The organism is Streptomyces sp. NPDC051567 (assembly GCF_044454165.1).
GTDB lineage: Bacteria > Actinomycetota > Actinomycetes > Streptomycetales > Streptomycetaceae > Streptomyces.
In genome coordinates this window covers 58,006-84,467 of record NZ_JBITDK010000003.1, presented here as the reverse complement: position 1 = coordinate 84,467, position 26,462 = coordinate 58,006, and the positions used below count along the sequence as shown (strand labels likewise).

Annotated in this window: 17 protein-coding genes; 3 read left to right on the top strand and 14 right to left on the bottom strand. The window is 73.4% G+C overall.

The window, feature by feature from the left end; genetic code table 11:
• The 11 genes from ACIA5F_RS04500 to ACIA5F_RS04450 all read right to left on the bottom strand — a co-directional run bounded on the left by ACIA5F_RS04500 (position 1) and on the right by ACIA5F_RS04450 (position 14,977).
• On the bottom strand, positions 1-2,829 hold the full coding sequence (locus tag ACIA5F_RS04500; protein WP_399349038.1) for a tetratricopeptide repeat protein: 2,829 nt from the start codon (positions 2,827-2,829) through the stop codon (positions 1-3).
• A complete protein-coding gene (locus tag ACIA5F_RS04495; protein WP_399349569.1) occupies positions 2,826-4,085 on the bottom strand; it encodes a hypothetical protein in 1,260 nt (419 codons plus the stop codon). Before ACIA5F_RS04495 ends, ACIA5F_RS04500 begins: the two co-directional genes overlap by 4 nt.
• Before the next feature lie 110 nt (positions 4,086-4,195).
• On the bottom strand, positions 4,196-5,269 hold the full coding sequence (locus tag ACIA5F_RS04490; RefSeq protein ID WP_399349036.1) for a glutamate ABC transporter substrate-binding protein: 1,074 nt from the start codon (positions 5,267-5,269) through the stop codon (positions 4,196-4,198).
• A gap of 5 nt (positions 5,270-5,274) precedes the next feature.
• Positions 5,275-6,660 (bottom strand): hypothetical protein, encoded by a 1,386-nt coding sequence (locus tag ACIA5F_RS04485; RefSeq protein ID WP_399349034.1) that lies wholly within the window; start codon positions 6,658-6,660, stop codon positions 5,275-5,277.
• A 204-nt stretch (positions 6,661-6,864) separates the two neighbouring features.
• Positions 6,865-7,881 (bottom strand): N-acetylglucosamine kinase, encoded by a 1,017-nt coding sequence (locus ACIA5F_RS04480; RefSeq protein ID WP_399349032.1) that lies wholly within the window; start codon positions 7,879-7,881, stop codon positions 6,865-6,867.
• Positions 7,872-9,137: a 6-phospho-beta-glucosidase gene (locus ACIA5F_RS04475; protein ID WP_399349030.1), complete on the bottom strand. Its 1,266-nt coding sequence runs from the start codon at positions 9,135-9,137 to the stop codon at positions 7,872-7,874. The genes ACIA5F_RS04480 and ACIA5F_RS04475 overlap by 10 nt, the downstream gene beginning before the upstream one ends.
• A 5-nt stretch (positions 9,138-9,142) precedes the next feature.
• Positions 9,143-9,976, bottom strand: a complete 834-nt coding sequence (locus tag ACIA5F_RS04470) for a carbohydrate ABC transporter permease (protein ID WP_399349028.1) — start codon at positions 9,974-9,976, stop codon at positions 9,143-9,145.
• A 1-nt stretch (position 9,977) separates the two neighbouring features.
• Positions 9,978-10,928: a carbohydrate ABC transporter permease gene (locus ACIA5F_RS04465; RefSeq protein ID WP_399349026.1), complete on the bottom strand. Its 951-nt coding sequence runs from the start codon at positions 10,926-10,928 to the stop codon at positions 9,978-9,980.
• Positions 10,929-10,933: 5 nt separating this feature from the next.
• Positions 10,934-12,268: an ABC transporter substrate-binding protein gene (locus ACIA5F_RS04460; protein WP_399349024.1), complete on the bottom strand. Its 1,335-nt coding sequence runs from the start codon at positions 12,266-12,268 to the stop codon at positions 10,934-10,936.
• A gap of 199 nt (positions 12,269-12,467) precedes the next feature.
• Positions 12,468-13,703, bottom strand: a complete 1,236-nt coding sequence (locus ACIA5F_RS04455; RefSeq protein ID WP_399349021.1) for an ROK family transcriptional regulator — start codon at positions 13,701-13,703, stop codon at positions 12,468-12,470.
• A gap of 176 nt (positions 13,704-13,879) precedes the next feature.
• Positions 13,880-14,977, bottom strand: coding sequence for a mechanosensitive ion channel family protein (locus ACIA5F_RS04450; protein WP_399349019.1), 1,098 nt, complete (start codon positions 14,975-14,977; stop codon positions 13,880-13,882).
• 262 nt (positions 14,978-15,239) lie between these two features.
• Between ACIA5F_RS04450 and ACIA5F_RS04445 the strand changes: the two genes are divergently transcribed.
• From ACIA5F_RS04445 to ACIA5F_RS04435, 3 genes are all read left to right on the top strand, one after another.
• Positions 15,240-15,776: an HNH endonuclease gene (locus ACIA5F_RS04445; RefSeq protein ID WP_399349017.1), complete on the top strand. Its 537-nt coding sequence runs from the start codon at positions 15,240-15,242 to the stop codon at positions 15,774-15,776.
• Positions 15,777-16,142: 366 nt separating this feature from the next.
• A complete protein-coding gene (malQ, locus tag ACIA5F_RS04440) occupies positions 16,143-18,185 on the top strand; it encodes a 4-alpha-glucanotransferase (protein WP_399349015.1) in 2,043 nt (680 codons plus the stop codon).
• Positions 18,186-18,205: 20 nt separating this feature from the next.
• Positions 18,206-18,445: a hypothetical protein gene (locus tag ACIA5F_RS04435; RefSeq protein ID WP_399349013.1), complete on the top strand. Its 240-nt coding sequence runs from the start codon at positions 18,206-18,208 to the stop codon at positions 18,443-18,445.
• Positions 18,446-18,827: 382 nt separating this feature from the next.
• Here the strand turns inward: ACIA5F_RS04435 and pepN are convergent, their stop codons facing one another.
• From pepN to ACIA5F_RS04420, 3 genes are all read right to left on the bottom strand, one after another.
• Positions 18,828-21,431: an aminopeptidase N gene (gene pepN / locus ACIA5F_RS04430; protein ID WP_399349011.1), complete on the bottom strand. Its 2,604-nt coding sequence runs from the start codon at positions 21,429-21,431 to the stop codon at positions 18,828-18,830.
• A 276-nt stretch (positions 21,432-21,707) separates the two neighbouring features.
• The gene (locus ACIA5F_RS04425) at positions 21,708-22,739 is read right to left on the bottom strand and encodes an aspartate-semialdehyde dehydrogenase (protein ID WP_399349009.1); all 1,032 of its coding nucleotides are present in this window, start codon (positions 22,737-22,739) and stop codon (positions 21,708-21,710) included.
• Positions 22,740-23,044: 305 nt separating this feature from the next.
• On the bottom strand, positions 23,045-26,380 hold the full coding sequence (locus tag ACIA5F_RS04420; RefSeq protein WP_399349007.1) for a S8 family serine peptidase: 3,336 nt from the start codon (positions 26,378-26,380) through the stop codon (positions 23,045-23,047).
• Positions 26,381-26,462 lie beyond the last annotated feature (82 nt).

Here is a 26,462-nt window from a genome sequence, read left to right as displayed (position 1 = left end):
TCACACCCACGTCCGGGGACGGAAACGGTTTGCCCGCTCCACCAGTTCGATCCTCTCCTCGCCCCGCTGTGCCAGCCGCGCGAGAACGCGGTACGCGCGCTCCAGTCCGAAGCGCAGCCCCCGCTCGTCCAGTCGGCTGCCGAGCAGCGAGGTCCGGCCGGGGTCGGCGCCCCGGCTGCCCGACAGTACCCAGTCCAGGGCCGCGCCCAGAACCTCCGTCGTCAGCCGCTCCTGCCGGCGCGGGTCCAGACCGAACCGGCGCAACGCCTCCACCTGGTCGGAGGCGGCGGCCAGATCGGCCAGCAGCGGCTCCTGCGGGGACCGGTCGCGCAGACGTGCCCGTACGGCCGCCACCCGGGCGGCCGTGTAGTGGATCGACGCCTCCGGTACGGATTCCAGGGTGCGTACGGCCGCCCCCCGGTTACCGGCGGCCAGCTGGACCCGGGCCAGTCCGAAGGCGGCGCTGACGAAGCCGGGGTCCGTGATCCAGACGAGGCGGTAGTACTCGGCGGCGTTGTCCAGCTGCCCCAGGACCTCGGCGCAGAGCCCGAGGGCCAGCTTCGGCGCGGGCTCGCCCGGGAAGGCGTCGTAGACGGCGTCGAAGGACAGGGCGGCGATCTCGTTCTCCCCGGTGGCCAGCGAGGCGACGCCCCGGGCCCACACCACCCGCCAGTCGTCCGGGTACCGGTCCTCCAGCTCCGCCAGGACCTCACCGGCCGGGGCCGGTTCGTCCAGCTCCAGCCGGGCCCGCAGCTCGCGCAGCCGCAGCTCCGCGGAGACGGCGGGCGCCGAGTCCAGCGCGGCCAGCAGCTCGGCCGGGGCGGAGCCCAGCAGACCGGCGAGGAAACCGGAGTTGGGGTCGCCCGGTTCCACCAGCGGCACGGGCAGGGCCAGCGCGGTGTCCCGCGCGTCCGGTACGCCCGGTCCGCCCCGCCGGGGCCCGTGCTCCGCCGGGGCCCCGGCGCGCGACGGCATTCCGGAGGCGGGGGTGTGGGCGGAGGCCGGGGCCGTGGCCTGCCGGGGGCGCGGTACCGGAGCACCCGTCAGACGGGTGGCGGTGGTCCCGAGGGCGGGCGCGGCGCCACCACCCGTCACGGGGAGAGCCTCACCGGCCCCACCGCTCGCACCGGCCCCGCCGGAAGCGCCGGAAGTACCGGAAGTACCGGAAGCGCCCGGGGCGACGGCCGCACCGCTCGTCCCGGCCGTCCCGTGCCCGGACCCGGCCGGAGCCGTCCCGGTACCGGCGGGGCCGACCGCCCCGCGCCGTCGCCCGAAGAGACCGGCGGGAGCCGTCCGCGCCCCCAGCCGGGACACCTCCGACCCCGCCGCGTCGGCGAACAACAACGTGTCCGGAACCCGCAGTTCCGGCCCGAAGAGGGTCGAGAGCTGGGGCCGCGGCCGGCCCGTCTGGAGGGCGACCACCTCCCGCAGCACGCCCGTCAGCTGGTCCGCCATCTCCTGCGCGGACGAGAACCGCCGCCCCGGGTCCGGGTCGGTCGCCCGGACCAGCAGCCGGTAGAACGACTCGTACCGCCCGAACACCTCGATGTGCTCCGGGTTCGGCAGCGAGTCCACGAACACATTGGTGTAGCCCTGGAAGTCGAAGGTCAGGACGGCGAGCGTCCGCGCCACCGTGTACAGGTCGGAGGCGACCGAGGGACCCACCTCCGCGATCTCCGGTGCCTGGTAGCCCACCGTGCCGTAGATGGCCGACTGCTCGTCGTCCATCCGCCGCACCGCGCCCATGTCGATCAGCTTCAGCTGGTCCTGCTGCTGGATCGCGTTGTCGACCTTGAAATCGCAGTAGAGGAGGTTCCTGCTGTGCAGATGGCCGAGTGCCTCCAGCGCCTCGATGCCGTACGCGCACGCCTGCTCCACCGGCAGCGGATCGCGCCGCCCGTCCGGCCTGCGCCGCTCGTTCGCGATCTCCTTCAGCGACTTGCCGCCGACGTACTCCATCACTATGTACCCGTCCAGCGAACCGGTCCGCTGGTCCAGGTGCTCCACGAAGTTGTAGATCCGCACGATGTTGGAGTGCTCGATCTCCGCGAGGAAGCGCCGCTCCGAGATCGCGGCCTCCATCGCGTCCTGGTCACCGGTGTCCAGCAGGCCCTTGAGCACCACCCACCGGTCCGAGACCGCCCGGTCCACCGCCAGGTACACCCAGCCGAGCCCGCCGTGCGCGAGGCAGCCCGCCACCTCGTACTGGCCGTGCACCACCTCACCCGCGCGCAGCTTGGGCACGAAGGAGTACGGGTGCCCGCACTTGGTGCAGAACCCCTCCGTCCGCCCCGGCCGCTCGCCCCGGGCCCGGCCCACCGGAGCCCCGCAGTCCGAACGCGAGCAGAACCGCTTGCGCTCCGGCACCTCCGGGTTCTCCAGCACCGCCGCCGCCGGGTCCGGACGCGGCACCTCCGGCACGTTGACCAGCCCGGCGCCCAGCCGGCCGCGCCCCGTGGGCGCCGCCGCCGAGCCCGAACTGCGCACCGACACCGACCGGGCGGACGCGGCACCCGACAGCGCGCGCGAGAGCCGCCCCGACACCGAGCGCCGCGAGGACGAGGACCGCGAGGACCGGGAGGAGGCCGAGGAGCGCGCCGACCCCCGCGAACCCGCCGATCCGCGCGAACCCCGGGAGCCCCGCGCCGCGCTCGTCATCCCCGTCGGCGGCGACACCAGCTCCGCCGCCCCCGCCGCCCCCGCCGCCACCTCCGCGACGGCGCCGACGGGCGCCAGCCCGCAGGTGTCGCAGTACAGTTCACCGCCGCCCATGTCCTCGTACGTCCCCGGGCAGCCGGGGCGCCCGCACGCGGTTCCGGTCAGGCTCATGCGCCCTCCTCCCCCGGCCCCTCGGGCCGGTACTGCCGTGGCACCAGCGACTCGGCCGCCGCCTGCTGGTACCTCAGGACCGCCTGCCCGGCGGCGCGCAGGTCGCAGGGCGCGCTCCACAGCATCCGCCGGGCCGTGTCGTACCGCTCGGTCAGCAACGGGTCCTGCGCCATCCCGTACCGGGCCACCTTGGCCCGGTACGCGTCCAGCCGCCCGCGCAGCTCGGCCCGTACCGCCAGCGGGGCCGTCACCGCCGTCAACGACTCGCGGGCCCGCAGCAGTTCCTCCTCGGCCCGTTCCTCCAGGGACTCCAGCAGGGGCGGGAGCCGGTGCCAGCGGGAGTGCCGCCGGTGCTCGGACGCCGCCGCCAGCTGCTCCCGCAACGCCGTCGGCGGGCCGCTCACCGCCGGGACCTCCGAGCCGGCGATCTTCGCCAGTACCTCGCCGCGTGCCGCCCGCGCCTCCGCCAGGGTCCGGTCGGCCCGCGAGAGCACGTCCCGCAGGCCCATCAGCCGCCGCTCGGCGTCCTGCCGCACGGCCAGCACCGCCTCGACCTCCCGGCGCACGTCCTCCAGCGCGAGCGCGGCCCGGTCGTAGCGCCCGGTGTCCGGACGGCCCCCGCCGGGCGCCGCACTGCCCGCCACCGGCAGCCAGAACGCCAGCGGGTCCGTGATCACCTGCTCCCGCAGCCGCGCCAGCTCGGCGGTGATGTCCTCCAGGTCGTCGCCCGAGGGGTGCTCGCCCGGCCGGACCCCCACCGAGCGGGCCAGCGAGCGGGTGCGGTGCAGCTCGGCGCCGAGCAGGTCGATCCGGGCGGGCAGTGCCGACCAGACCGCGTCGGCGGCCACCACCACCTCCAGCGCGCCCGCGTACAGCCCGTTCATCCGCTCCACCAGCGCGGCGAGGGTGAACCGCTCCGTCAGCGCGGCGCCCCGGGCCCCCGCCCCGGCGATCACCACGCCGGTGCCGCGCAGCCGCTCGGTCAGCTCGGCCAGCTCCTCGCGGCCGGGCCAGCGGCGCCGCGCGCGGATCTCCCGGGCGGCGGTCAGCGCCCCGCTGTAGGCGTCGAAGCAGATCCACAGCCGGGTGACGGCCTCGTCGGCCGCGGCCCACCGCTCCCGGGTGAGCCCGGTCAGCGCGGCCCCCTCCAGCAGTCGGCGTCCCGCGTGGTCCTGGAGGGCGAGCAGCGAGGTCTCGACGGCCTCGTGCTCGGCGGCGAGCCGGGCCAGCGCCCGGTCGACGCCGTCCCGGTCCATCACCGCCGCGTCCGTCCCCTCCGCCGCCGTCCCCTCCGCCTCCCGTGCCGCCGCGTCCCGTGCCGCCGCGTCCCGTGCCGCCGCGTCCGCGTCCGTGTCCGTCACGGGCCTCACCCGTCCCGGTACTTGGGCGCGGGCGGGCCGCTCACGCCCGGCAGCACGGACTTCAGGTGTTCCACGTACGCCTTCATCCAGGGGCTGTTCTCGCCGCCCGCACGGTAGTTCTCCAGCACCTTGTTGACCCGGCGCACCAGGTCGTCGGCGTCCTGGTGCATGGCGACGCCGTAGAACTCCTTGGTGAACGGGGAGCCCACGAGCCGCACCGACGGGTCCTGCGCGGCCTGGCCGGCCGCGAGCGCGTTGTCCGTGATGATGCCGTCCACCTCGCCGAGCTGGAGCCGGACCAGGCAGTCGAGCTGGTTGGGGACGCTGACCCGCACCGCACCGTACGCCTCGGAGGCGAGCGCCGTCTGCGCGGTGGAGCCGGCCGCGGTGCAGATCCTGCGGCCCTTCAGCGAGGCGTCGTACCCGGTGATAGACGAGCCCTTGGGGGCCAGCACCTGCTGCCCGGCCTCGAAGTACGCCGTGGAGAACGCGACGTCCTCCAGCCGCTCGCAGTTGACCGTCATGGTCCGCACGACGATGTCGACCCGGCCCTCCTGGAGCGCGGGAATGCGCTGATTGGTCGGGATGGCCCGGTAGATGACCGCGTTCTCGTCGCCCAGCAGATCCTTCGCGATGGCCTTGACCAGGTCGATGTCGAAGCCGTCCAGACGGCCGTCCACCGGGTTGCGGTAGCCCCAGCGGAAACTGTTCTGGTCCACGCCCGCGATGAGCTTGCCCGCCCTGCGGATGCGCTCCACGGACGGCCCGTCCACCCCGGACGGGCGCAGGCTCGCCTCCGGGTCCCGGCAGGTGTCGGCGGGGGCCGCCGGGGCCACCAGCGAGGCGGGCCCGCGCACCGCCGTCGCGCGGCCGGCCTCCGGCGCCGCCTGGGCGAGCGGCAGCAGCACGGCGGCCGTCACCGCGCAGGCGGCGGCCATCGCGCTCACCCCGCCCCAGCCGCGCAGCCGGCCCGCGACCCGCCGCGCCCGGGCCGGGACCTCGCCGGGGGCCGGGCCACCGGCCTCGCCCGGTCCGTGCGCCTCGTGGGCCGCCGGGGCCCGCCTCACCCGTATCCGCATCGCTCTCACCTGTACTCCGAAAGCCTGCGCCCGACACCGAGCAGCGCCGCCGCCGCGCCGACGACCGCCAGGGCCGCCGCGCCCGTCATCAGACCGCTCAGCGCGCCGCGCGCGCCCCGGGCCTCCCGGGTGAACTCCCGCTGTTCGTGGGCGACCGCCTGCTCCAGGGAGGAGTCGACGATGTCGAACGCGGCCCCGCTGCTGTCCTTGCCCCCGATGACCTGGGGCAGCGCCAGCTCGTAGTCACCCTTCACATCCGACTCCCGTGCCGCCGCGTGCCGCTGCTTCCACTGCTTCACCGCGTCGGTGGCGCGCGCCACGGGAGCCCGGCCCGCTTCGTCGTCGGCCAGCCGCAGCGCCGTCGCCAGCCCCGCGTCCAGCTTCTTCATGTCGGCGTTGAAGTCCACGTCGTACTTGTCGGACCGCTTGTCCTCGGCCAGGACCGCGCCCCGCGCGATCAGCGTCAGGTTCTCGGCGGCCCGCGCCCGGAGGGAGGCGATCCGCGCGTCGTTCAGCACCTGGAGCGACTGCTGCCCGTCCGAGCGCGCCTCGCTCAGCCCCGCCCGCGCGACGGTGTGTCCCGTGCCCAGCCAGAGCAGCGCCACCATCGCGGTGGCCGTCGCGGCCAGCAGCCCCTGGTTCAGCACGCGGTGGGTGCGCCGGTAGTCGCGCCGCTGCGCCCAGGCCAGTACGCCGAGCGCGAGCACCCCGGTGACGAGCGAGGCCAGCGGCCAGGACCGGGCGTCGTCGTAGTCGGTGTACAGGCGGCCGGTCTCCGCCTCGTACAGCCGCTGCGCGGCGGGCAGCAGGTGCGTGCTCATCCGCTCGTTCGCGTACCGGAGGTAGGCGCCGCCCAGCGGCAGCCCCTGCCGGTCGGTGGCCCGCGCCTGCTCGATCAGGCCCGTGTAGCGCGGCAGTTCCTCGCTCAGCAGCGAGATCTCCGTACGGGACTCCTCCTCGGCGCCGGTGTTGGCGGCGGCGCTCACCAGCAGCCGCGCGGCCCCGGCGATGTCCTTCTCGTACCGGCTGCGGACCTCGCGCGGCTCCTGGGCGCCCGCGAGGAACCCGCTGGAGGAGGCGGTGTCGGCATCCGCGAGGTAGCGGTAGATGCTCGCCGCGTCCGCGCTCAGCGGCTGGCTGCGGCCCACCACGTCGTCGGCGGCGGTGACCCGGCCGGAGATCTCCCACACGGCCGCCGAGCCGAAGAGCACGACCACGGCGGCCAGGACGGCGCCGATGATCCGCAGCCGGCCCGGCTCGGTGGTCGCGGCCCGGCGCGCCTGCTCCACGCCCTCGGCCCAGGCGGTGCCCCGGCCGGGCGGCCCGCCGGGCGGCGGTGCGGGCGCCGCGCCGCCGCCCCCCGGCGCGGGCGCACGCGATGTGATGGCCACCGTGACCTCCCCCTCGGTCCTGACGTCCCCCCGGCTGCCGCCGGGAGGTCTCCCGCGCAGCAGTATGGCCGTAGCGACGGCGGACCACAGCACCCCGGGCCCGGTTCCCGGACGGTTCGTCACCGCGGGCGCCCGTCGCTCCTTCACCGTCAATACGCGCGGGGAGCCGACATGGTTGCGGACCGGCTGCGTTCCGGGGCAGGTTCACCCGAAATGGGCACGGAGTTTCTCCTGGGCCTCGGGCGGGGACCCGAGCGCGTCCAGTCCCAGCAGCGCGGCGCCCAGCACCGGCGGCGCCGCGACCACCGACACCCGCGCGTACGGCGCCCGTTCGGCCATCCGCTCCCGGATGCGTCCGTCGAGCTGCGGGTGCCGGGCCGCGAGCACACTGCCGCCGAGGACGACCGGTGCCTCCTCCTCCAGCAGGCCGAGCCGGCCCAGCGCCACCGACGCCAGCGCCACCACCTCGTCCGCCTGCCGCTCCACGATCGCCGAGGCCACCGGGTCGCCGGCCGCCGCCACCGCGAACAGCACCGGCACCAGTTCGTGGGTCCGCCGCATCGCCAGGGCGCCCAGGTGCAGGGCCTCGATCAGCTCGTACATGGAACCGAGCCCGAAGTGCCCCGGCAGCGCCGCCGTCAGCGCCGTCGGCCCGCCGCGCCCGTCCTCGTCCCGGGCCGCCCACCACAGGGCCTCCCCGGCCAGGCTGCCGCCGCCGCCCCAGTCGCCGGACATCTGCCCGACCGCCGGGAACCGGGCCGTGCGCCCGTCCGGGAGCATGCCCACGCAGTTGATGCCCGCCCCGCACACCACCGCGACCCCCCGGGGCTCGGCCGAACCGGCCAGCCCCGCCCGCAGGATCGCGAAGGTGTCGTTGCGGACCTCGGTGGCCGTGCCCCAGCCGCGCGCGCCGATCGCCGCCGCGAGCTGGCGCTCCTCCACCGGCAGGTCGGCGTTGGCCAGACAGGCCGAGACCCGGCGGGCGTACGGCAGCCCCGGGCGGGCCCCGGAGAGCCCGGCGGCCTCCACGGCCTCCGCGACGGCCTGCCCGAGCACGTCCACGGCCGCCTCGACGCCGGTCCGCGGCGGCTGGAAGCCTCCGGAGCGCCCGGTGCCCAGGACCGTGCCGTCCGCGGCGATCAGCGCCACGTCCGTCTTGCTGTTGCCCGCGTCGACGGCGAGGACCGCCGTCGGCGGGGCGACGGGGCGGCTCACGCCCATGGCAGATGCTCCTTGTTGTGCGCCAGGAGCCGGTCCGTCAGCCCCTCGGCGAGCTCGAACCGGCCGACCAGCGGATGTGCCAGCAGCGCCTTGGAGACCCGGTCCCGGCCACCGCGCAGCGCGGCGTCCAGGGCGAGGTCCTCGTACGCGGTGACGTGCGCGGTCAGTCCGGCGTACAGCGGGTCCAGCCGGGGCGCCGCCAGCGGTACCGGACCGTCGGCGCCGACCAGGGCCTGGACCTCGACGACCGCGTCGTCGGGGAGGAACGGCAGGGTCCCGTTGTTGTACGTGTTGACCACCTGCACGGTCGGGTCGCCGCCGCCCAGCAGCGCCGCCGCCAGGTCCACGGCCGCCTCCGAGTAGAAGGCCCCGCCCCGCTTCGCCAGCAGTTGCGGCTTCTCGTCCAGCGCGGGGTCCCCGTACAGGGCGAGCAGTTCCTTCTCCATCGCGGCGACCTCGGCGGCCCGGGAGGGCTTGGTGGCGAGTTCCCGGACCACCTCGTCGTGCGCGTAGAAGTAGCGCAGGTAGTAGGAGGGGACGACGCCCAGGCGCTCCAGCAGGACGGGCGGCAGCTGGATGTCAGCGGCGACCGATCCGCCGTGCTCGGCGAGCAGGCGCGGCAGCACGTCCTCGCCGTCCGGCCCGCCCAGGCGTACGCCGAGTTCCCAGGTCAGGTGGTTGAGCCCGACGTGGTCGAGGTGGATCTGGGCCGGGGCCACGTCCAGCAGCGCCGCGAACTTGCGCTGGAAGCCGATGGCGACGTTGCACAGCCCGACCGCCTTGTGGCCGGCCTGGAGCAGGGCCCGGGTGACGATGCCGACCGGGTTGGTGAAGTCGATGATCCAGGCGTCGGGGCTGGCCCGCCGGACCCGCTCGGCGATGTCGAGGACCACCGGGACGGTGCGCAGCGCCTTGGCGAGTCCGCCCGCGCCCGTGGTCTCCTGCCCGACGCAGCCGCACTCCAGCGGCCAGGTCTCGTCCTGGAGCCGGGCGGCCTGCCCGCCGACGCGCAGCTGGAGCAGGACCGCGTCGGCTCCGGCGACCCCGGAGTCGAGGTCGGAGGTGGTGGTGATCCGGCCCGGGTGGCCCTGCCGGGCGAAGATCCGCCGGGCCAGGCCGCCGATCAGCTCCAGCCGTTCGGTGGCCGGGTCGATCAGCACCAGTTCGCTGACGGGCAGGGTGTCGCGCAGGCGTGCGAACCCGTCGATCAGTTCGGGGGTGTAGGTGGAACCGCCGCCCACCACTGCGAGTTTCATCGTCGTCAGCCTTTCACTCCGGTCAGGGTGACGCCCTCGACGAACGCCTTCTGGGCGAAGAAGAAGAGGACGATCACGGGTGCCATGACCAGCACGGTCGCGGCCATGGTCAGGTTCCAGTTGGTCTGGTGCGCGCCCTTGAAGGATTCCAGCCCGTAGCTGAGGGTCCAGGCCGCGGGATTGTCGGAGGCGTAGATCTGCGGGCCGAAGTAGTCGTTCCAGGCGGCGAAGAACTGGAACAGGGCGACGGCCGCGATCCCGGGCTTCGCCATCGGCAGGACGACGCGCAGCAGGGTGCGCACCTCGCCGCAGCCGTCGACGCGGGCCGCGTCCAGGTACTCGTCGGGGATGGTCAGCAGGAACTGCCGGAGCAGGAAGATCGAGAAGGCGTCGCCGAACGCCATCGGGATGATCAGCGGCCACAGGGTGCCGGACAGGTCGAGCTGTTTGGCCCAGAACAGGTACATCGGGATGACGACCACCTGCGGCGGCAGCATCATCATGGCGATCACGAACAGCATCGAGAGGCGCCGCCCGCGGAAGCGGAACTTGGCGAGCGCGTACGCGACGGGGATCGAGGAGACCACGGTCAGCAGGGTGCCGAGGCCCGCGTACAGCAGGGTGTTGCGCCACCAGGTCAAGAAGCCCGGGGTGTTCCACACGGTGGCGTAGTTCTCCCAGACGAAGGTGTGCGGCCACAGGTCGCGGGTCAGCGCCTGCCGGTCGCTCATCAGGGAGGTCAGGAAGAGGAAGACGAAGGGGAGGACGAAGAACAGGGCGGCGGCCACTCCCAGGGAGTGGACCCCGATCCAGTGCAGTACGGCTTTGCGGTCGCGCATGTCAGTCACCCGTTCCGATCAGTCCGCCACGGCGGCGCATCAGGAGCACGGTGAGGGCCATGGAGAGGGCGAACAGGACCAGCGCGACCACCGAGGCGGTGCCGTAGTCGAAGCGCTGGAACCCGGCGTTGTAGACGACCTGGGGGAGCGTCAGGGTGGACCGGTCGGGGTAGCCCGGCTCGAACTGCTGGCCCGAGCCGCCGATCTTCCCGGCCGCCACCTTCCCCGCCACCAGCGGCTGGGTGTAGTACTGCATGGCCTGGATGATCCCGGTGACCACCGCGAACAGGATGATCGGGGAGATGTTCGGCAGGGTGATGTGCCGGAACCGGGCCCAGGCCCCGGCCCCGTCCAGCTCGGCGGCCTCGTACTGCTCCTTCGGTACGTCGAGCAGCGCGGCCATGAAGATCACCATCAGGTCGCCCACCCCCCACACCGCCAGGGCGGTGAGCGCGGGCTTGGACCAGTCGGCGTCGGTGAACCAGCCGGGCGTCGGCAGGCCCACCGCGTCGAGCAGGACGTTGGCGGGGCCGGTGCCGGGGTTGAGCAGGAAGACGAAGGCCAGGGTCGCGGCGACCGGCGGGGCGAGGTAGGGCAGGTAGAAGAGGGTCCGGAAGACCCCGGCCCCCGTCTTGATCTTCGTGATGAGCAGGCCGACGCCGAGGCCGAAGACGACCCGGCAGCTGACCATCACCACGACCAGCCACAGCGTGTTGCCCATCGCCGGCCAGAACAGCGGGTAGTCCGTGAAGACGTACGTCCAGTTGTCCAGGCCGTTGAAGACGGGCGGGCGGAAGCCGTCGTACTTCGTGAAGGAGAAGTAGACGGTGGACAGGAGCGGGTAGGCGAAGAAGACGGAGAAGCCGATCAGCCACGGGGACATGAAGGCCGCGGTCCGCAGGGCGGACCGCCGGTGTCTGCTGCGCAGGGCGTCTGTGTTCGTGCTGGTCATCGTGGCTACTTCGACTTCGCGATGTCCGTGTCGATCTGCTGGTCGACCTTGGCCAGCCCGGCCGTGAGGTCGGTGGCCTCACCCTTTTCGACCGTGTAGGCGAAGGACTGGAAGGTCAGCTGGTAGGTGCCGCCGTCGGCCTGGGGCGGGGTGGTGCTCGACTTCGGGTGGCGGGCGATGTCGATGAAGGTCTTGAACTCCGGGGTCACCTTGAGGTCCGGGGACTCCAGGGCGGCCAGCGTGGAGGGGATGTTGTGGATGGCGTTGGAGAAGGCGACCACGGCGGCGGTGTCGGTGGTCATGTACTTCACCAGCTCCCAGGCGGCGTTCTGCTTCTTGCTGCTCGCGGCGATGCCCATGATCGTGCCGGAGAGGTAGCCCTTGCCGTGGTCGGCGATCTGGTCGTCGGGGACGGGCAGCGGGGCGGTGCCGATCTCGAAGGGGATGCCCGCGGCCTTCGCCATCTCCGGGCGCCACTCGCCGTCGATCTGCATGGCGACCTGGCCGGTGTGGAAGGGGTGCTGGGCGCTCCACTCGTCACCGAAGGTGCTGCGGAACTTCTCCAGCTTCTCGTAGCCGCCGAGCTTGGCCACCAGGTCCTTCTGCGCGTTCAGCATGCTCGCGAAGGCCGGGTCCTTGGCCAGGTTGGACTTGCCGTCGGCGCCGAAGTACGTCGGGCTCCACTGCGCGGCCAGCCGGGTCGGGGTGGTCTCGTAGCCGTGGAAGGTGGGCATGAGGCCGACCTGCTGGTACGAGTCCCCCTTGGGGACGGTCAGTTTCTGCGCGACCTCGACGAACTGGCTCCAGGTCTTGGGCGCTTCCGTGATGCCGGCCAGGGCGAAGGCGGTCTTGTTGTAGACGAGGCCGTAGGCGTCGTTCAGCAGCGGCAGGGTGCACTGGTTGCCGTTGAACTGGGTGTACTGCAAGAGGGACTTGGGGAAGACCTTCTCCTTGTCGATCCCGGACTTCTTGAGGAAGGGGTTCAGGTCGGTGAAGGCGCCGGAGTTGCAGAACTTGCCGACGCTGTCGGTGGTGAAGGAGGAGACCACGTCGGGCGCCTTGTCACCGCCCGCCCGCAGCGCCTGGTTGATCTTGTCGTCGGTCATGTTGCCCGTGACCTGGACCTTGATGTTCGGGTGCGCCTTCTCGAACCGCGCGATGTTCTCCTCGATGGCCTTGACCTCGCTCGGCGCGGCCCAGCCGTGCCAGAAGGTGAGGGTGACCTTCTGGGAGGGGTCGTCGGCGGCCTCGGTGCCGCTCTGGCCCGTACACGCGGTGGCCAGTACGGATATCGCGGCGAGGGCGGTGAAGGCGGTGGTCAGGCGACGGTTTCTGGGCATGTCGGGGTCACTCTCTGCGGGGGAACCTTCGGGACGGGCGGTGCAGGAGAACGGACGTGCGGGTGGTGCGGAGGTGCGGGCCGTGCGGGTGGTGCGGGTGATGCCGGTGGTGCGGTTCGGTGCGGTTCTGCGGTGCGGCGGCGTGCGGTTCCGCGAGGTGGTGCGGTTGCGCGGTGCCACGGCGGCCCGGCGCGGTGGGTCAGCGCCGGGAGGTGTCGAAGACCTCGTCACGGGTGGCGGCGAGGGCGCTCTCCAGCGCGCCCCGCAGGACCGGGCGCTCCCGCACCTGCCCGATGACCAGCCGGGGCCGGGCGGGGGCCAGATCGGCCAGCTCGGCCTCCACGAGGGCGCGCAGCGGCTCCCCGCCCGCGGTGACCACCGCGCCGGAGAGGACCACGATCTCCGGGTCCAGTACGGAGACCAGCGAGGCGAGACCGGTGGCGAGGGCGGTGGCGTACGACTCCAGCAGCCGCAGCCCGGCCCCCTCGGGCTCGGCGGCGGCCCGGCTCAGCACCGCCACGGCCTGCGCGACCAGGGAGCTGTGCCCGATCCCGGAGCCGGGCCCCGGCGGGATCTCGATGCCCAGCCCGGCCGCGAGCGCGGGCAGCACCTGCACACCGGCCAGCTCCTGGTAGCCGCCGGTGTTGGCGCGGGCCACCTGCCGGACCAGGGGGTGGCCCGGGACGGGCAGGAAACCGACCTCGCCCGCGCCGCCGGTCCAGCCGCGGTGCAGCCGGCCGCCGAGCACCAGCGCGGCGCCGAGCCCCTCCTCGTTCCACAGCAGGACGAAGTCCCCGTGCCCGCGGGCCACGCCGAGCCGCTGCTCCGCGATGGCGGCGAGGTTGACGTCGTTCTCGTACTCCACCGGCATCGGCAGGGCCGCCGCCAGCTCGTCGAGGAGGGTGGGGGAGTGCCAGCCGGGCAGGTGGTCGGCGTAGCGCAGCGCCCCGGTGCGCGGGTCGAAGCAGCCGGGGGTGCCGATGACCAGCCGGTGGATCTCGCGGAGCGTGAGCCCGGCGTCCGCGACGGCCCGGCCCAGCGCCCGGGTCACCTGGTCGACGGCGCCGGTGGCGGGGTCGTACGGGAGCTCGTGGACGGCGGTCACCTCGCCGGTCAGGTCGGCGACGGCGGCGAGGACCCGGCTCGGGGTGACGTCGATCCCGGCGACGTGCGCGGCCCGCGCGTCGACCGAGTAGAGCTGGGCGTTGGGGCCCGGCCGGCCGGTGGCGGTGCCGGTGGCCACGACCAGCCCGGCCGCCTCCAGCCGGGCCAGCAGCTGTGAGGCGGTGGGCTTGGAGAGTCCGGTGAGCCGGCCGATCCGGGTACGGGAGAGCGGGCCGTGCGCCAGCAGCAGGTCCAGGGCGGCGCGGTCGTTCATGACGCGCAGCAGGCTGGGCGTCCCGGGGGCCGGGGTGCCGGGTATGGGGCCGGGCATGGAACGCGTCTCCCCCTCGTAGGAACAGCGATCGTGGCAGCTGTTCTTCACCAACTGTTAGGGAAGTTTCCTATCGCTGGTCGACCCGTGTCAATGGCGCCGCCCCCGCGGAAAGAACCCGCGGGGGCGGCGTGGACGTCGGGGAGTGCGCGACGGCCCTCACGGGGCCGCTCCGGCTACTTGGTGATCCGGGGACCACCGGGGGCCGACGGCGGTATCGGGGCGGTGGCCAGGGACTGCGGGGAGGCCGGGTTCGCCAGCGCCGAGGGCGCGGCCACCGAGGCCGACGGGTCGGCGGCCTCCGCGTCCTCGTCCGCTTCCGGCAGACCGCCGATGATCCGGATGCCCGCCGCGTCGAACGCCTCCTTGATCCGCCAGCGCAGCTCGCGCTCCACGCTGAACTGCTGGCCCGGCATGGTCTTCGCCGACACCTTCACCGTCATCGAGGCCAGCAGCACCTCGTCCAGGCCCAGCACCTCCACCGGACCCCACAGGCGCTCGTCCCACGGGGACTCCTTCGCCAGCGTGTCCGCGACCCCCTGCACCACCTCGCGGATGCGCGGCAGGCTCTCCGAGGGCCTGACCTGGACGTCCACGTCCGCCGTGGCCCAGCCCTGGCTGAGGTTCCCGATCCGCTTGATCTCGCCGTTGCGCACGTACCAGATCTCGCCGTTGTCCCCGCGCAGCTTGGTCACCCGCAGGCCGACCTCTATGACCTCGCCCGAGGCCACCCCCGCGTCGATCTTGTCGCCGACGCCGTACTGGTCCTCAAGGATCATGAACACGCCGGAGAGGAAGTCGGTGACCAGGTTGCGCGCGCCGAAACCGATGGCCACACCCGCCACACCGGCACTGGCCAGCAGCGGCCCCAGGTTGATGTCGAGGGCGCCGAGCACCATCAGTCCGGCCGTGCCGAGGATCACGAACGAGGCCACCGAGCGCAGCACCGAGCCGATCGCCTCCGAGCGCTGGCGCCGCCGCTCCGCGTTGACCAGCAGCCCGCCCAGCGCCGTGCCCTCGACGGCCTCGGCGCTCCGGTTCATCCGCGTTATCAGCTTGGTCAGCGACTTGCGGACCACCGAACGGAGCGCGGCGGCGATCACGATGATGAGGACGATCCGCAGGCCGAGGTACAGCCATCCGGCCCAGTTCTCCTCGATGAAACTGGCGGCGTTGGTCACGCTCTCATGGGTGTCCCTGAGCGTCGTGGTCGCATCCGGGGTCTCGGCTGCGGTGTCGGCTGCGAGCGGAAGCAGGGCGGCAGGCCAGGGCACGACGGGAACCTCCAGGGGTGACGGTCCGCCCACGGGACGGGGGTGCGGGCGGAGACCATCCACACTAACGGGGCATTCCCCCTCCTTCCCCGCTCTGTTCGAGGGAGAGACCAGGTTCACCCGGGGAGAAGAGGCGTGTGGTCGAAAACACCCCGTACCGGTGACAGGTGCGTGGTGGCGCTTCGACCAGCCGTAAGGAGAGACTGGAGAGCAGATCGTCCCGGCACGAGCCACGTGCCGCCGGCGTACAAGGAGGCAGTCCGTGCCGCACGTCCTGGTCCTCAACGCGTCGTACGAGCCCCTCGGCGTCGTACCGCTCCGCCGCGCGCTCGTCCTCGTCCTGGAGAACAAAGCGGTCTCCCTGGAAGAATCCGGCGCCTTTCTGCACAGTGCGACCAGAGCCGTCCCCGCGCCCAGCGTGGTCCGGCTCAAGCGCTTCGTGCGGGTCCCCTACCGGGGGCCCGTTCCGCTCACCCGGCGCGCCCTGTTCGCCCGGGACGGTGGCCGCTGCATGTACTGCGGGGCCGTCGCCACCAGCGTCGACCACGTCGTCCCGCGCAGCCGGGGCGGCCGGCACGCGTGGGACAACGTGGTGGCCGCCTGCCGCCGCTGCAACCACGTCAAGGCCGACCGGCACCTGCTGGAGCTCGGCTGGCGCCTGCGCCACCAGCCGGCCCCTCCCTCGGGCCTGGCCTGGCGCATCATCGGCACCGGCCACCGCGACCCCCGGTGGATGCCCTACCTCCAGCCGTACGGGGCCGAGGACGCCCTCGAACGCATCGGGGTCGCCGCGTCGTAGCGTCGTGGACGGCCGGGGCCCCCGCGCCCGCCACGGGCCCGGCGAAGGTGTTTCACGTGAAACGGGCACCGCGTCCGGCGCGCCGGGCTGCGTTTCACGTGAAACACGGCCCGGGGTGCCCGGCCCGGCACTCGGGCGCCCCGGTGTGCGGGGGCGGGGTCCGGGCGGGTCCGGGCGGGCGCAGGAGTGCGGTGCCTCCGACCGGGTAGGGCTGCGGTGTTCCTCCGGCGGTGTTCCACGGTTTCGGCCGTCCGTCGTGCACAAAGGAGTGCCCCCTTTCCGCGAACACCCCCGCCCGCCCCGCCGACGAGCGGGCGGCCCCACCCGCCGCCCCGGCCGCCCCCGGGCGACCAGACAGGGACTCAGATGGACGACCTCGCCCGGCTCGCGGCCCTGCACGGCGTCGCCACCGGCTACCGGCCCGCCGAGGACGTCACCGTCCAGGTCCCGCCGGACACCGTCACCGCCGTCCTCGGCCGGCTGGGCGTCGACGCCACCACCCCGGAAGCCGTCCGGGAGCGGCTCGCGGAGGCCGGGCGCGCGGCGGCACAGCGGCTGCTGCCGCCCGTCCTGGTCTGGTGGGCCGGTTCGCCGCCGCCCCCCGAACTGGCCGCGCTGCCCCCGGGGACGCGCACGCGCTGGGAGTGGGAGGAGGCCGGAGCCGGACCGGCGGAGCCCGGCCCCGCCGGAGCGCCGCCCCTCGGCGTGCACCGGGTCACCGCCACCGCCCCCGACGGCCGCACCGGCTCGGCCACCCTCGTGGTCGCCCCGGAGCAGGCCCCCGCCCCGCCCGGACGCACCCACGGACTGCTCGTCCAGCTCTACTCGCTGCTCTCCGAACGCTCCTGGGGCATGGGCGACCTCGGCGACCTCGCGGAACTCGCCCGCTGGGCCGCCCGTACCCACGGCGCCGGGTTCATCCAGGTCAACCCGTTGCACGCGGCCGTCCCCGGGACACCGACCGACCCGTCCCCGTACCGCCCCTCCTCCCGCCGCTTCCCCGACCCGGTGCACCTGCGGATCGAGGACGTCCCCGAGTACGCGCACTGCCCCGACCGGCAGCGGCTCGCCGGGCTCGCCGCTCAGGGCGGGAGACTGCGCCGCGAGGTCCTGGAGAAGGGCGCCCTGATCGACCGCGACGCCGTCTGGGCGCTCAAGCGCGCCGCCCTGGAACTGCTGTACGCCGTCCCGCGCGACCCCGACCGCGCCGCCGACCTCGCCCGCTTCCGGGCCGAGGGCGGGCCCGCCCTGGAGCGGCACGCCGCCTGGTGCGCCCTGGCCGAGCGGTACGGCCACGACCCGGCCCGCCGCCCCGACGACGCCGCGGCCGAGCCCGGGGCCGTCGACTTCCACTGCTGGCTGCTCTGGCTGACCGCCGCCCAGCTCGCCGCCGCCCAGCGGGCCGCCCGGGAGGCCGGCATGAGCATCGGCCTGGTCCACGACCTGGCCGTCGGGGTCCACCCGGAGGGCGCGGACGTCTGGGCCGCGCCCGGTGACCACGCCACCGGGACCACCGTCGGCGCCCCGCCCGACGCCTTCAACGCGCGCGGCCAGGACTGGGGGCTGCCGCCCTGGCGGCCCGACGCGCTGGCCGCCACCGGCTTCGCCCCCTTCCGGGCCCTGCTGCGCGGGGTGTTCCGGTACGCCGGAGCCCTGCGCATCGACCACGTCATGGGCCTCTTCCGGCTCTGGTGGATTCCGCGCGGGACCCCGGCCGCCGAGGGGACGTACGTCCGTTACGACGGCGAGGCGATGCTGGCGGTCCTGGTGCTGGAGGCCCACCGGGCCGGGGCCCTGGTCGTCGGCGAGGACCTCGGGACGGTGGAGCCGGGAGTCCGTCAGGCACTCGCCCGGCGCGGGGTCCTCGGCACCTCGGTGCTCTGGTTCGAGCGGGACTGGTCCGGGGACGGCAGGCCGCTCGCGCCGGGGCGGTGGCGGTCCGGCTGCCTGGCCACCGTCACCACCCACGACCTGCCGCCCACGGCCGCCAAGCTCGCCGGGGCCCACGTGCAACTGCGCGACCGGCTCGGCCTGCTGACCCGCCCGCCGGAGCGGGAGCGGGCCGAGGACGCCGCCGACACCGCCGAGTGGCTGGAGGTGCTGGAGGGGCTCGGCCTGGAGACCAAGGGCGAGGAGGCCGCCGTCCAGGCCCTGTACGCCTTCCTGCTGCGCACCCCCGCGCGGCTGGTCGGGGTGTGGCTGCCGGACGCGGTGGGGGACCGGAGGCCGCAGAACCTGCCGGGCACCTGGGACCAGTACCCCAACTGGCGGCTGCCGCTCGCCGATGCCCAGGGACGGCCGCTGACCCTGGAGGCCCTGACCGCCTCGCCGCGGGCGAACGCCCTGCTGAGCGCGGTGCGCCAGGGCGCCGGGCCCCGTACGGCACCCCCGGGCGCGCGGGCCGTTTAGGTGTTCGCTACGTTTGCACCGTGGACAAGAAGAACGCTCTGCGCGCCGGCGCCGTGACGGCCGGAACGACGCTGATGATGCTGCTGATGACGTCTCCCGCTCTGGCGCTGACCCGCGACGACGGTGACGACCCGGGTCCGGGCCTGAGCATCGGCGAGACCCTCGGTCTGTTCGTGGCCGCGCCGATCGTGCTGTTCCTGGTCATCACGGGCCTCGTGATGGTCGGCGACAAGTCGCGCAAGGCACCGAACCAGGGCTGACGCCCGCTTCGTACCTCTCCGGGCGCCGGGGACCCACGCACGCCGCAGGTCGGCCGTGCGGCGGTTCCCGGCGCCCTGTCGCGTTCCGGAGCCGCCGTCCTCCGCCCCCGTGGCCGCCACCGCCCGCCCCGGTCCGTCCGGCTTCTTCCCGGTCCTCGCCGGTCCTCGCCGGTCTTCGGCAGGCCTCTCCGGCCTGTCCGGGTCCGCCCGGTGACGGCCGGAGCCCGACCCGGACCGGCCGCACGGACCGGCCGCACGGACCGGCCGCACGGACCGGCCGCACGGACCGGCCGCACGGGTTCCGGTACGACGAAGGGCGCCCCCGGCGCGGACCGGACACCGTCCGTACCGCGCCGGGGGCGCCCCGTTCACATCGGCCCGGTCAGGCGGAAGCCGCCGCCGCGTCCGCCGCCTGCGCCTTCAGCGCCCGCTCGACGCCCGCGCGGGACTCCGAGACCAGACGGCGCAGGGCCGCGTTCGGCTCGGCCGAGGCCAGCCAGGCGTCCGTCGCGGCCAGCGTCCGCGGCGACACCTGGAGGGCCGGGTACAGCCCCACCGCGATCTGCTGCGCGATCTCGTGGCTCCGGGTCTCCCAGACCTCCTTGACCACCGCGAAGTACTTCTCGGTGTAGGGGGCCAGCAGCTCGCGCTGGTCGCTCTGGACGAAGCCGCCGATCACGGCCTCCTGCACCGCGTTCGGCAGCGCGTCGCCCTCGACCACCGAGGCCCACGCCGCGGCCTTGGCCTCCGCCGTCGGGCGCGCGGCCCGCGCGGTCGCCGCGTGGCGCTCGCCCGCGGCCGTGGGGTCCCGCTTCAGCTCGGCCTCGACGGCCGCCTCGTCCGCGGTGCCCGTCGCGGCCAGCCGCTCCAGGAACGCCCACCGCAGCTCGGTGTCGACGGCCAGGCCCTCGATCTCCGCCGCGCCGCTCAGCAGCGCCGCCAGGTAGGTCAGCTGCCCCTCGGTCCGGGCCGTGGCCGCGAAGGCCCTGGCCCACGCGAGCTGGTGGTCGCTGCCCGGCCCGGCCGCGCGCAGGTGCTCCAGCGTGGCCTCGGTCCAGGCCGCCAGACCCTCCTCGCGCCACGCCGGGGCGGCGTACAGCTCCACGGCCAGCTTCACCTGCCGGTGCAGCGACTGGACGACACCGATGTCCGACTCCTTGCCGATGCCCGACAGGACCAGCGCCAGGTAGTCGCGGGTGGCCAGCTCCCCGTCACGGGTCATGTCCCACGCCGAGGCCCAGCACAGCGCCCGGGGCAGGGACTCGGCGAAGTCGCCGAGGTGCGCGGTGACCGTGGCGAGGGACTCCTCGTCCAGGCGCACCTTGGCGTACGACAGGTCGTCGTCGTTGAGCAGGAAGACGGCCGGACGGGCCCGGCCCACCAGCTCCGGGACCTCGGTGAGGCCGCCGTCGATGTCCAGCTCGATCCGGTCCGCACGGACCAGCCGGCCGTCCTGGAGCTCGTACAGGCCGATCGCGATCCGGTGCGGACGCAGGGTCGGCTCGCCCTTGGCGCCCGCGGGCAGGGCCGGGGCCTCCTGGCGCACCGCGAAGGAGGTGATCACCCCGTTCGCGTCGGTCTCGACCTCCGGGCGCAGCACGTTGATGCCGGCCGTCTCCAGCCACGCCTTCGACCAGGCGGTCAGGTCGCGGCCGGAGGTCTTCTCCAGCGCGCCCAGCAGGTCGGACAGGCGCGTGTTGCCGAACGCGTGCGCCTTGAAGTACGCCTGCACGCCCTGGAAGAAGGCGTCCATGCCCACGTAGGCGACGAGCTGCTTGAGCACCGAGGCGCCCTTGGCGTACGTGATGCCGTCGAAGTTGACCAGGACGTCGTCCAGGTCACGGATGTCCGCCATGATCGGGTGCGTGGAGGGCAGCTGGTCCTGCCGGTACGCCCAGGTCTTCATGGAGTTGGCGAACGTCGTCCACGCGTGCGGCCACTTCGAGCCCTCGGCGTACGCCTGGCAGGCGATCGACGTGTACGTCGCGAACGACTCGTTCAGCCACAGGTCGTTCCACCACTCCATGGTGACCAGGTCGCCGAACCACATGTGCGCGAGCTCGTGCAGGATGGTCTCGGCGCGCGTCTCGTACGCCGCGTCCGTCACCTTCGAGCGGAAGACGTACTGGTCGCGGATGGTGACCGCGCCCGCGTTCTCCATCGCGCCCGCGTTGAACTCCGGGACGAAGAGCTGGTCGTACTTGGCGAAGGGGTACGCGTAGTCGAACTTCTCCTCGAACCAGTCGAAGCCCTGCCGCGTCACGTCGAAGATCGCGTCCGCGTCCAGGAACCCGGCCAGCGAGGGACGGCAGTAGATGCCGAGCGGGACGGTCCGGCCGTCCTTCTCGTAGCTGCTGTGCACCGAGTGGTACGGGCCCACGATCAGCGCGGTGATGTACGTGGAGATGCGCGGCGTCGGCTCGAAGCGCCACACGCCGTCCGCCGGGCGCTCGGGCGTCGGGGAGTTCGAGATGACCGTCCAGCCCTCCGGGGCCTTCACGGTGAACCGGAACGTCGCCTTCAGGTCGGGCTGCTCGAAGCTGGCGAAGACCCGCCGGGCGTCCGGAACCTCGAACTGGGTGTACAGGTACGTCTGCTGGTCGACCGGGTCGACGAAGCGGTGCAGTCCCTCACCGGTGTTGGTGTAGGCGCAGTCCGCGACGACGCGGAGCTCGTTGGCCCCGGCCACCAGGTGGTCCAGGGTGATCCGCGCGTCACGGAAGACGGCGGCCACGTCCAGGGACCTGCCGTTCAGGACGACCTCGTGGACGGCCGGCGCGACCAGGTCGATGAACGTACCGGCACCCGCCTCGGCCGACCGGAAGCGCACGGTGGTCACGGACGGATACGTGCCGTCCCCCGGCTCCGCCGGGGAGGCGCCGAGCCCCTGCGCGCCGCTGAGGTCGAGCTCGACCTCGTACGAGTCGACGGTGAGCAGCTTCGCCCGCTGCTGAGCTTCTTCACGGGTGAGATTCGTGCCAGGCACGCGGTCATCTCCTTTGACGGTGGCGTTGCCCCGCCATCTTTCCACGCGGGACCGGGCCGCTGACGTGGAGTGGCCCGGAGGCGCACCCGACGCCCGTTTCCTACCGCCTTCGCCGCCTTCCCCCGCCCACCCTGGAGCCGCCGCCGCCGCGGGCCGGCCGTGCCGCCCCCGCACCGACCCCCGCGGGGTGGCCCTGACGCGGGAAGGGCGGGTGGACGCGGGAAGGGACGGGCACCCGGAGGTACCCGCCCCTCAGATGTGTCCGTGTGCCGGGGCTCAGCCCTGGCGGAGTTCCTCGGCCACGAGTTCCGCGATCTGGACCGCGTTCAGCGCCGCGCCCTTGCGGAGGTTGTCGTTGGAGAGGAAGAGCGCGAGGCCGTTCTCCGCCGTCTCGTCGGCGCGGATGCGGCCCACGTACGAGGCGTCCTTGCCGGCCGCCTGGAGCGGGGTCGGGATCTCCGAGAGCTCGACGCCCGGGGCGTCCTTCAGCAGCTCGTACGCGCGCTCGACGCTCAGCGGACGCGCGAAGCGCGCGTTGACCTGGAGGGAGTGGCCGGAGAAGACCGGGACGCGCACGCAGGTGCCCGAGACCTTCAGCTCCGGGATCTCCAGGATCTTGCGGGACTCGTTGCGGAGCTTCTGCTCCTCGTCGCTCTCGAAGGAGCCGTCGTCCACGATCGAACCCGCCAGCGGGACGACGTTGAAGGCGATCGGCCGCCGGTAGACGCCCGGCTCGGGGAAGTCGACGGCCCCGCCGTCGTGGACCAGCCCGGTCGCGTTCTCGGCGACGGCCCTGACCTGGCCGTCGAGCTCGGCGACACCGGCCACGCCCGAGCCGGACACGGCCTGGTAGGTGGTGGCGACCAGCGCGGTCAGACCGGCCTCGTCGTGGAGCGGGCGCAGCACCGGCATCGCGGCCATGGTGGTGCAGTTCGGGTTCGCGATGATGCCCTTGGGGCGGTTGCGGACCGCGTGCGGGTTGACCTCGGAGACGACGAGGGGCACCTCGGGGTCACGGCGCCAGGCGGAGGAGTTGTCGATGACGACGGCGCCCTGCGCGGCGACCTTCTCGGCCAGCGCCTTGGAGGTGGCGCCGCCCGCGGAGAAGAGCACGATGTCCAGGCCGGAGTAGTCGGCGGTGGAAGCGTCCTCGACGGTGATCTCCCGGCCCTCCCACTCCAGGACCGAACCCGCCGAGCGGGCGGAGGCGAACAGCCGCAGCTCGTCCACCGGGAACTTGCGCTCGGCGAGGATGCCGCGGATGACTGCGCCTACCTGACCGGTGGCTCCGACGATTCCGACCCTCACGGTGACTCCTTCTGCTACGTACGACGCGGGCGCGCGTGGGCCCATCATGCGTTCGACCCCACGAGCATTGTCCAATCCGTTGTCCGAGGACCGGACGCCGTCCGGCATGTGGACCCTCACGACGGTCCCACACCGCCCACGTCACCCCCCCCCGGCGCCGCCGGAGAGGTGGGGCGGTCGAAGGGGTGGGGCGGGTGCTGGACCGGGGCTTCGGACAGCGGCGCCCCCTCACCCGCCCCCGGGAAAGCCCGAAGGGGCGGGGCTCGTCGGAGCGCCGCCCCCTCGGGGGTGTGGGGTCTGCCCGGTTACGGGAGGACCTTCTCGATCTGGACGTTGCCGGTGCCGGCGGCGGTGCCGCGGGCGTTCAGCAGGCTGACCTGGCCGAAGAACTGCCGGCCCGCGGGGGCCGGGCTGCCGGCCACCACGTTCGCCGAGACCTGCGCGGTGGCGCCGCCGGCGAGGTTGACCGTGGCGTTCTCGTCGACCTGGACGGAGCCCAGGGAGGTCGAGAAGAACACGTCGCGGTAGTCGTAGGCGGTGGAGCCGGACGGGATCGCGTAGCCGATCACCTCGACGACGTAGTCGCCCGCGGCCGGGTTGACCAGGCTCACGGACTCCTCGGAGTCGCCGTCGGCGGAGGAGCCGACCAGGGTCCGGGCACCGTTCAGCACCCGGTAGACCTCAAGGTCGAGGTCGGCGGCCGTGTCGGAGACCTTGCCGATGGTGGCGTCCAGGCGGGAGACGCCCGCACCGAGGGTGACGTTGAACGCCTTGCGCTCGTTGACCGCGATGCTCGGACGGTCGACCTTCGCGGAGCCGAGCTGGCCGCCCTTGAGCTTGCCGCCGGTGATGGCCGCGCCCTCGTTCTTGACGTTCCACTGGACCGGCGCCGGGGTGCCCTGCTGGACCTCGGGCAGGACCTTGACCGCGGGGTCGAAGGCCGCGCCGAGCAGCGAGACGTCGAGGCGGTACGGGTTGTCGAGCAGCGGCGACGTACGGCGCGACTCGACCTCGATCTCCCAGACGCCCGGGGTCGGGTCGGTGTAGGAGCGCAGGTCGGGGCGGCAGGTGTTCGCCGGGTTGTCGTAGTTCGGGTAGCACTTCGTCGTCGCGCTGTCCTCGACACCCAGGCCGTACGGGTGGATCGAGATGAAGCGCGTCTGGCTGCCCGCCGCGAGACCGCCGAGGGCGACCTCAAGGGTCTTGGCGCCCTGCGGGACGGTGACGAAGTACGACTTGTGGCTGTTGCGCTGCACCGAGGAGGTGTCGGAGACCGTGTACGACGGCTGCGCCAGCGCGTCGGCGACGACGACCGTGGAGAGGATCTGCTTGTCGATGCCCTCGGTGGTCGGGTCGTCGAGCTGGAGAATGCCGCTGTGGACACCGGCCGACGTGGGCTTCGCCTCGACCCGCAGGGTGACGGGCTTGTTCAGCGGCAGGGTGACGTAGTCGTAGCCGCCCAGGAGGCGGAACGTTCCGTCGTTGCTGCGCCAGCTCACGTTGTGCCGGGTGCCGTACTTGACGCCCGTGGTGCGGGTGACGACGACGTCGTAGACCTTGCGGTCACCGGCCTTGAGGCCGCCCTCGCGGTCGTAGAGACCGGTGCCGAAGCCCGGGGTCTTCAGGAACTGGTCGATCGCCGTGTCGACCGGGGCCTTGACGGTGAAGTCGTTGGCCTTGGCATCGCTCTGGACGGACTCCCACGCCGCGGCGACGTCGATGAGGCCCGCGCCCTGGGCGTGCGCCGGGACGCCGTCGATCGTCTTCGCGGTGCTGGTGAGCGCGATGCGCAGGGTAGCCGGGGTCAGAGCGATGCCCTGCTGCTTCGCGGCCGAGATCAGCAGGGCGCCGGCGCCCGCCGCCTGCGGCGAGGACATCGAGGTGCCCTGGAGCATGGAGTAACCGGCCGGCAGGGAGTAGCCCGCCTCCCGGACCGGTCCGCCGGGCAGCCAGGTCTGGGTGGTGTTGATGGCCGCGCCGGGGGCGGTGAGGGTCGGCGTGAAGCCGCCGTCCTCACGCGGGCCGCGCGAGGAGAACGAGAACATGCCGTACGGCTTGGCCACACCGGAGCCGTAGTTGGCGGCCCAGGTCTCCTTGGAGACCGAGGCGCCCACGGAGATGACCTTGTCCGCGAGGGCGGGGTCACCGATGGTGTTGACACCGGGGCCCTCGTTGCCCGCCGAGATGACGAGCTGGACACCGTAGGTGTCGATGAGGTTCTTGTAGAGCTCGGCGCGCGCGTTGTTGCCGTCGTTCAGCGCGGGCAGACCGCCGATGGACATGTTGACGATGTCCACACCGCGGTTGACGACGAGGTCGATCATGCCCTCGGTCAGCGCGACGTTGGTGCAGCCGCCGGACCAGGAGCAGGCGCGCGAGGAGACGAGCTTCGCGCCGGGCGCCTGGCCGTTCATCCGGCCGCCGAAGAGGCTGTTGGCGGCGGTGATGCCGGCGACGTGCGTGCCGTGCTCCGACTCGATGATGCCGATGTTGACGAAGTCGGCCTTCTTGCCGATCCAGTCGCCGCCCAGGGCGTCCATCGGGACGTCCTTGCGGATCTGGATGACGAAGGGGATGCGGTCGACGACCTCGGTCGCGGGGTTGTCCGTGCCGAAGTAGCCGATCTGGTAGCCGTCCTTGTACGGCTTCATCGGCTCGTTGTCGGTGAAGTCGCCGTTCTGGTCGGTGTCGACGCGGACGGTCCCGGCCACCGGGTCGTAGAGCAGACCGAACCGGTCGCCGGTGTCGCCGTCCCGGTTGACGTCGCCCTTCATGTCACCGTTGGCGGTGATCGACTCGCTGAAGCGGCTCCACTGGAAGCTGCCCTCGGGGGCCTTCCAGCTCTGGCCGCCCGCGGTGAAGGTGCCGCCCGCGGTGGTGACCGGGGTGATCTGGGCGCGCCAGGTGGCGTCGTTGTCCGTGACCGGGTCGGTCGCGGTCACCCAGTCGACGATCTTGCGCTCGCCGGTGGTGGTGGTCTGGAGCGCGGGGTGGGCGACGTCGACGCCCGAGTCCAGGATGCCGATGGTCACGCCGCGGCCGTCGGCCTGCGGGTTGTTCTCGACGAAGTCCACCGAACCGGTCTCGAAGGACGGGTTGTACGGGTTCTTCGCCGGGGTGTCGCGGTCCGGGGCCGGGTAGCTCCCGGGGGCGGGGGTCTGTGCCGTGCCCGCCTCCTGGCCGGAGTCGGGGCGCGGGTCCGGCCGCTGGATCTCGTGCCGCAGGTCGATGCCGTGCACGGAGGTCAGCTTGGCGGCCGCGGCCAGCGCGGCCTCGGCCTTGCCGGTCGGCAGGGTGGCGCGGACGTAGCCGAGCTTGTCGTACGTCTGGCCCACCGAGGCGCCCTGGACGTCCTTGAGCTGCTGGGCCACCTGCTGGGTCTGGCCGGGGGCGGTGGCGACCATGACGGTGACGGTCGCGTCACCCTTGGCCTTCGCCTCCTGGAGCAGCTCGGCATCGGCCGAACCGAGCTTGCGCTCGGCCGACTTGACCGCCGGGTTGGCGTCCGGCGCGGTGGCGCCGGTCGCCGCGAAGACGGGCACGGCGGAGGTGGCCGCGAGGGCGGCGACCAGGCCGGCGGCAGCCGCGACGCGCGCGACACGTCTGGCCCCGGATATGGAGCTGGGGGATTCGAGGGTCATCAGCATCCCTGGATAAGTGAAAGATACGGTCCGGATTTCGGTGCCGGATGACCGGTCAGCCTTCCTCAAGTGACCGCTCTTT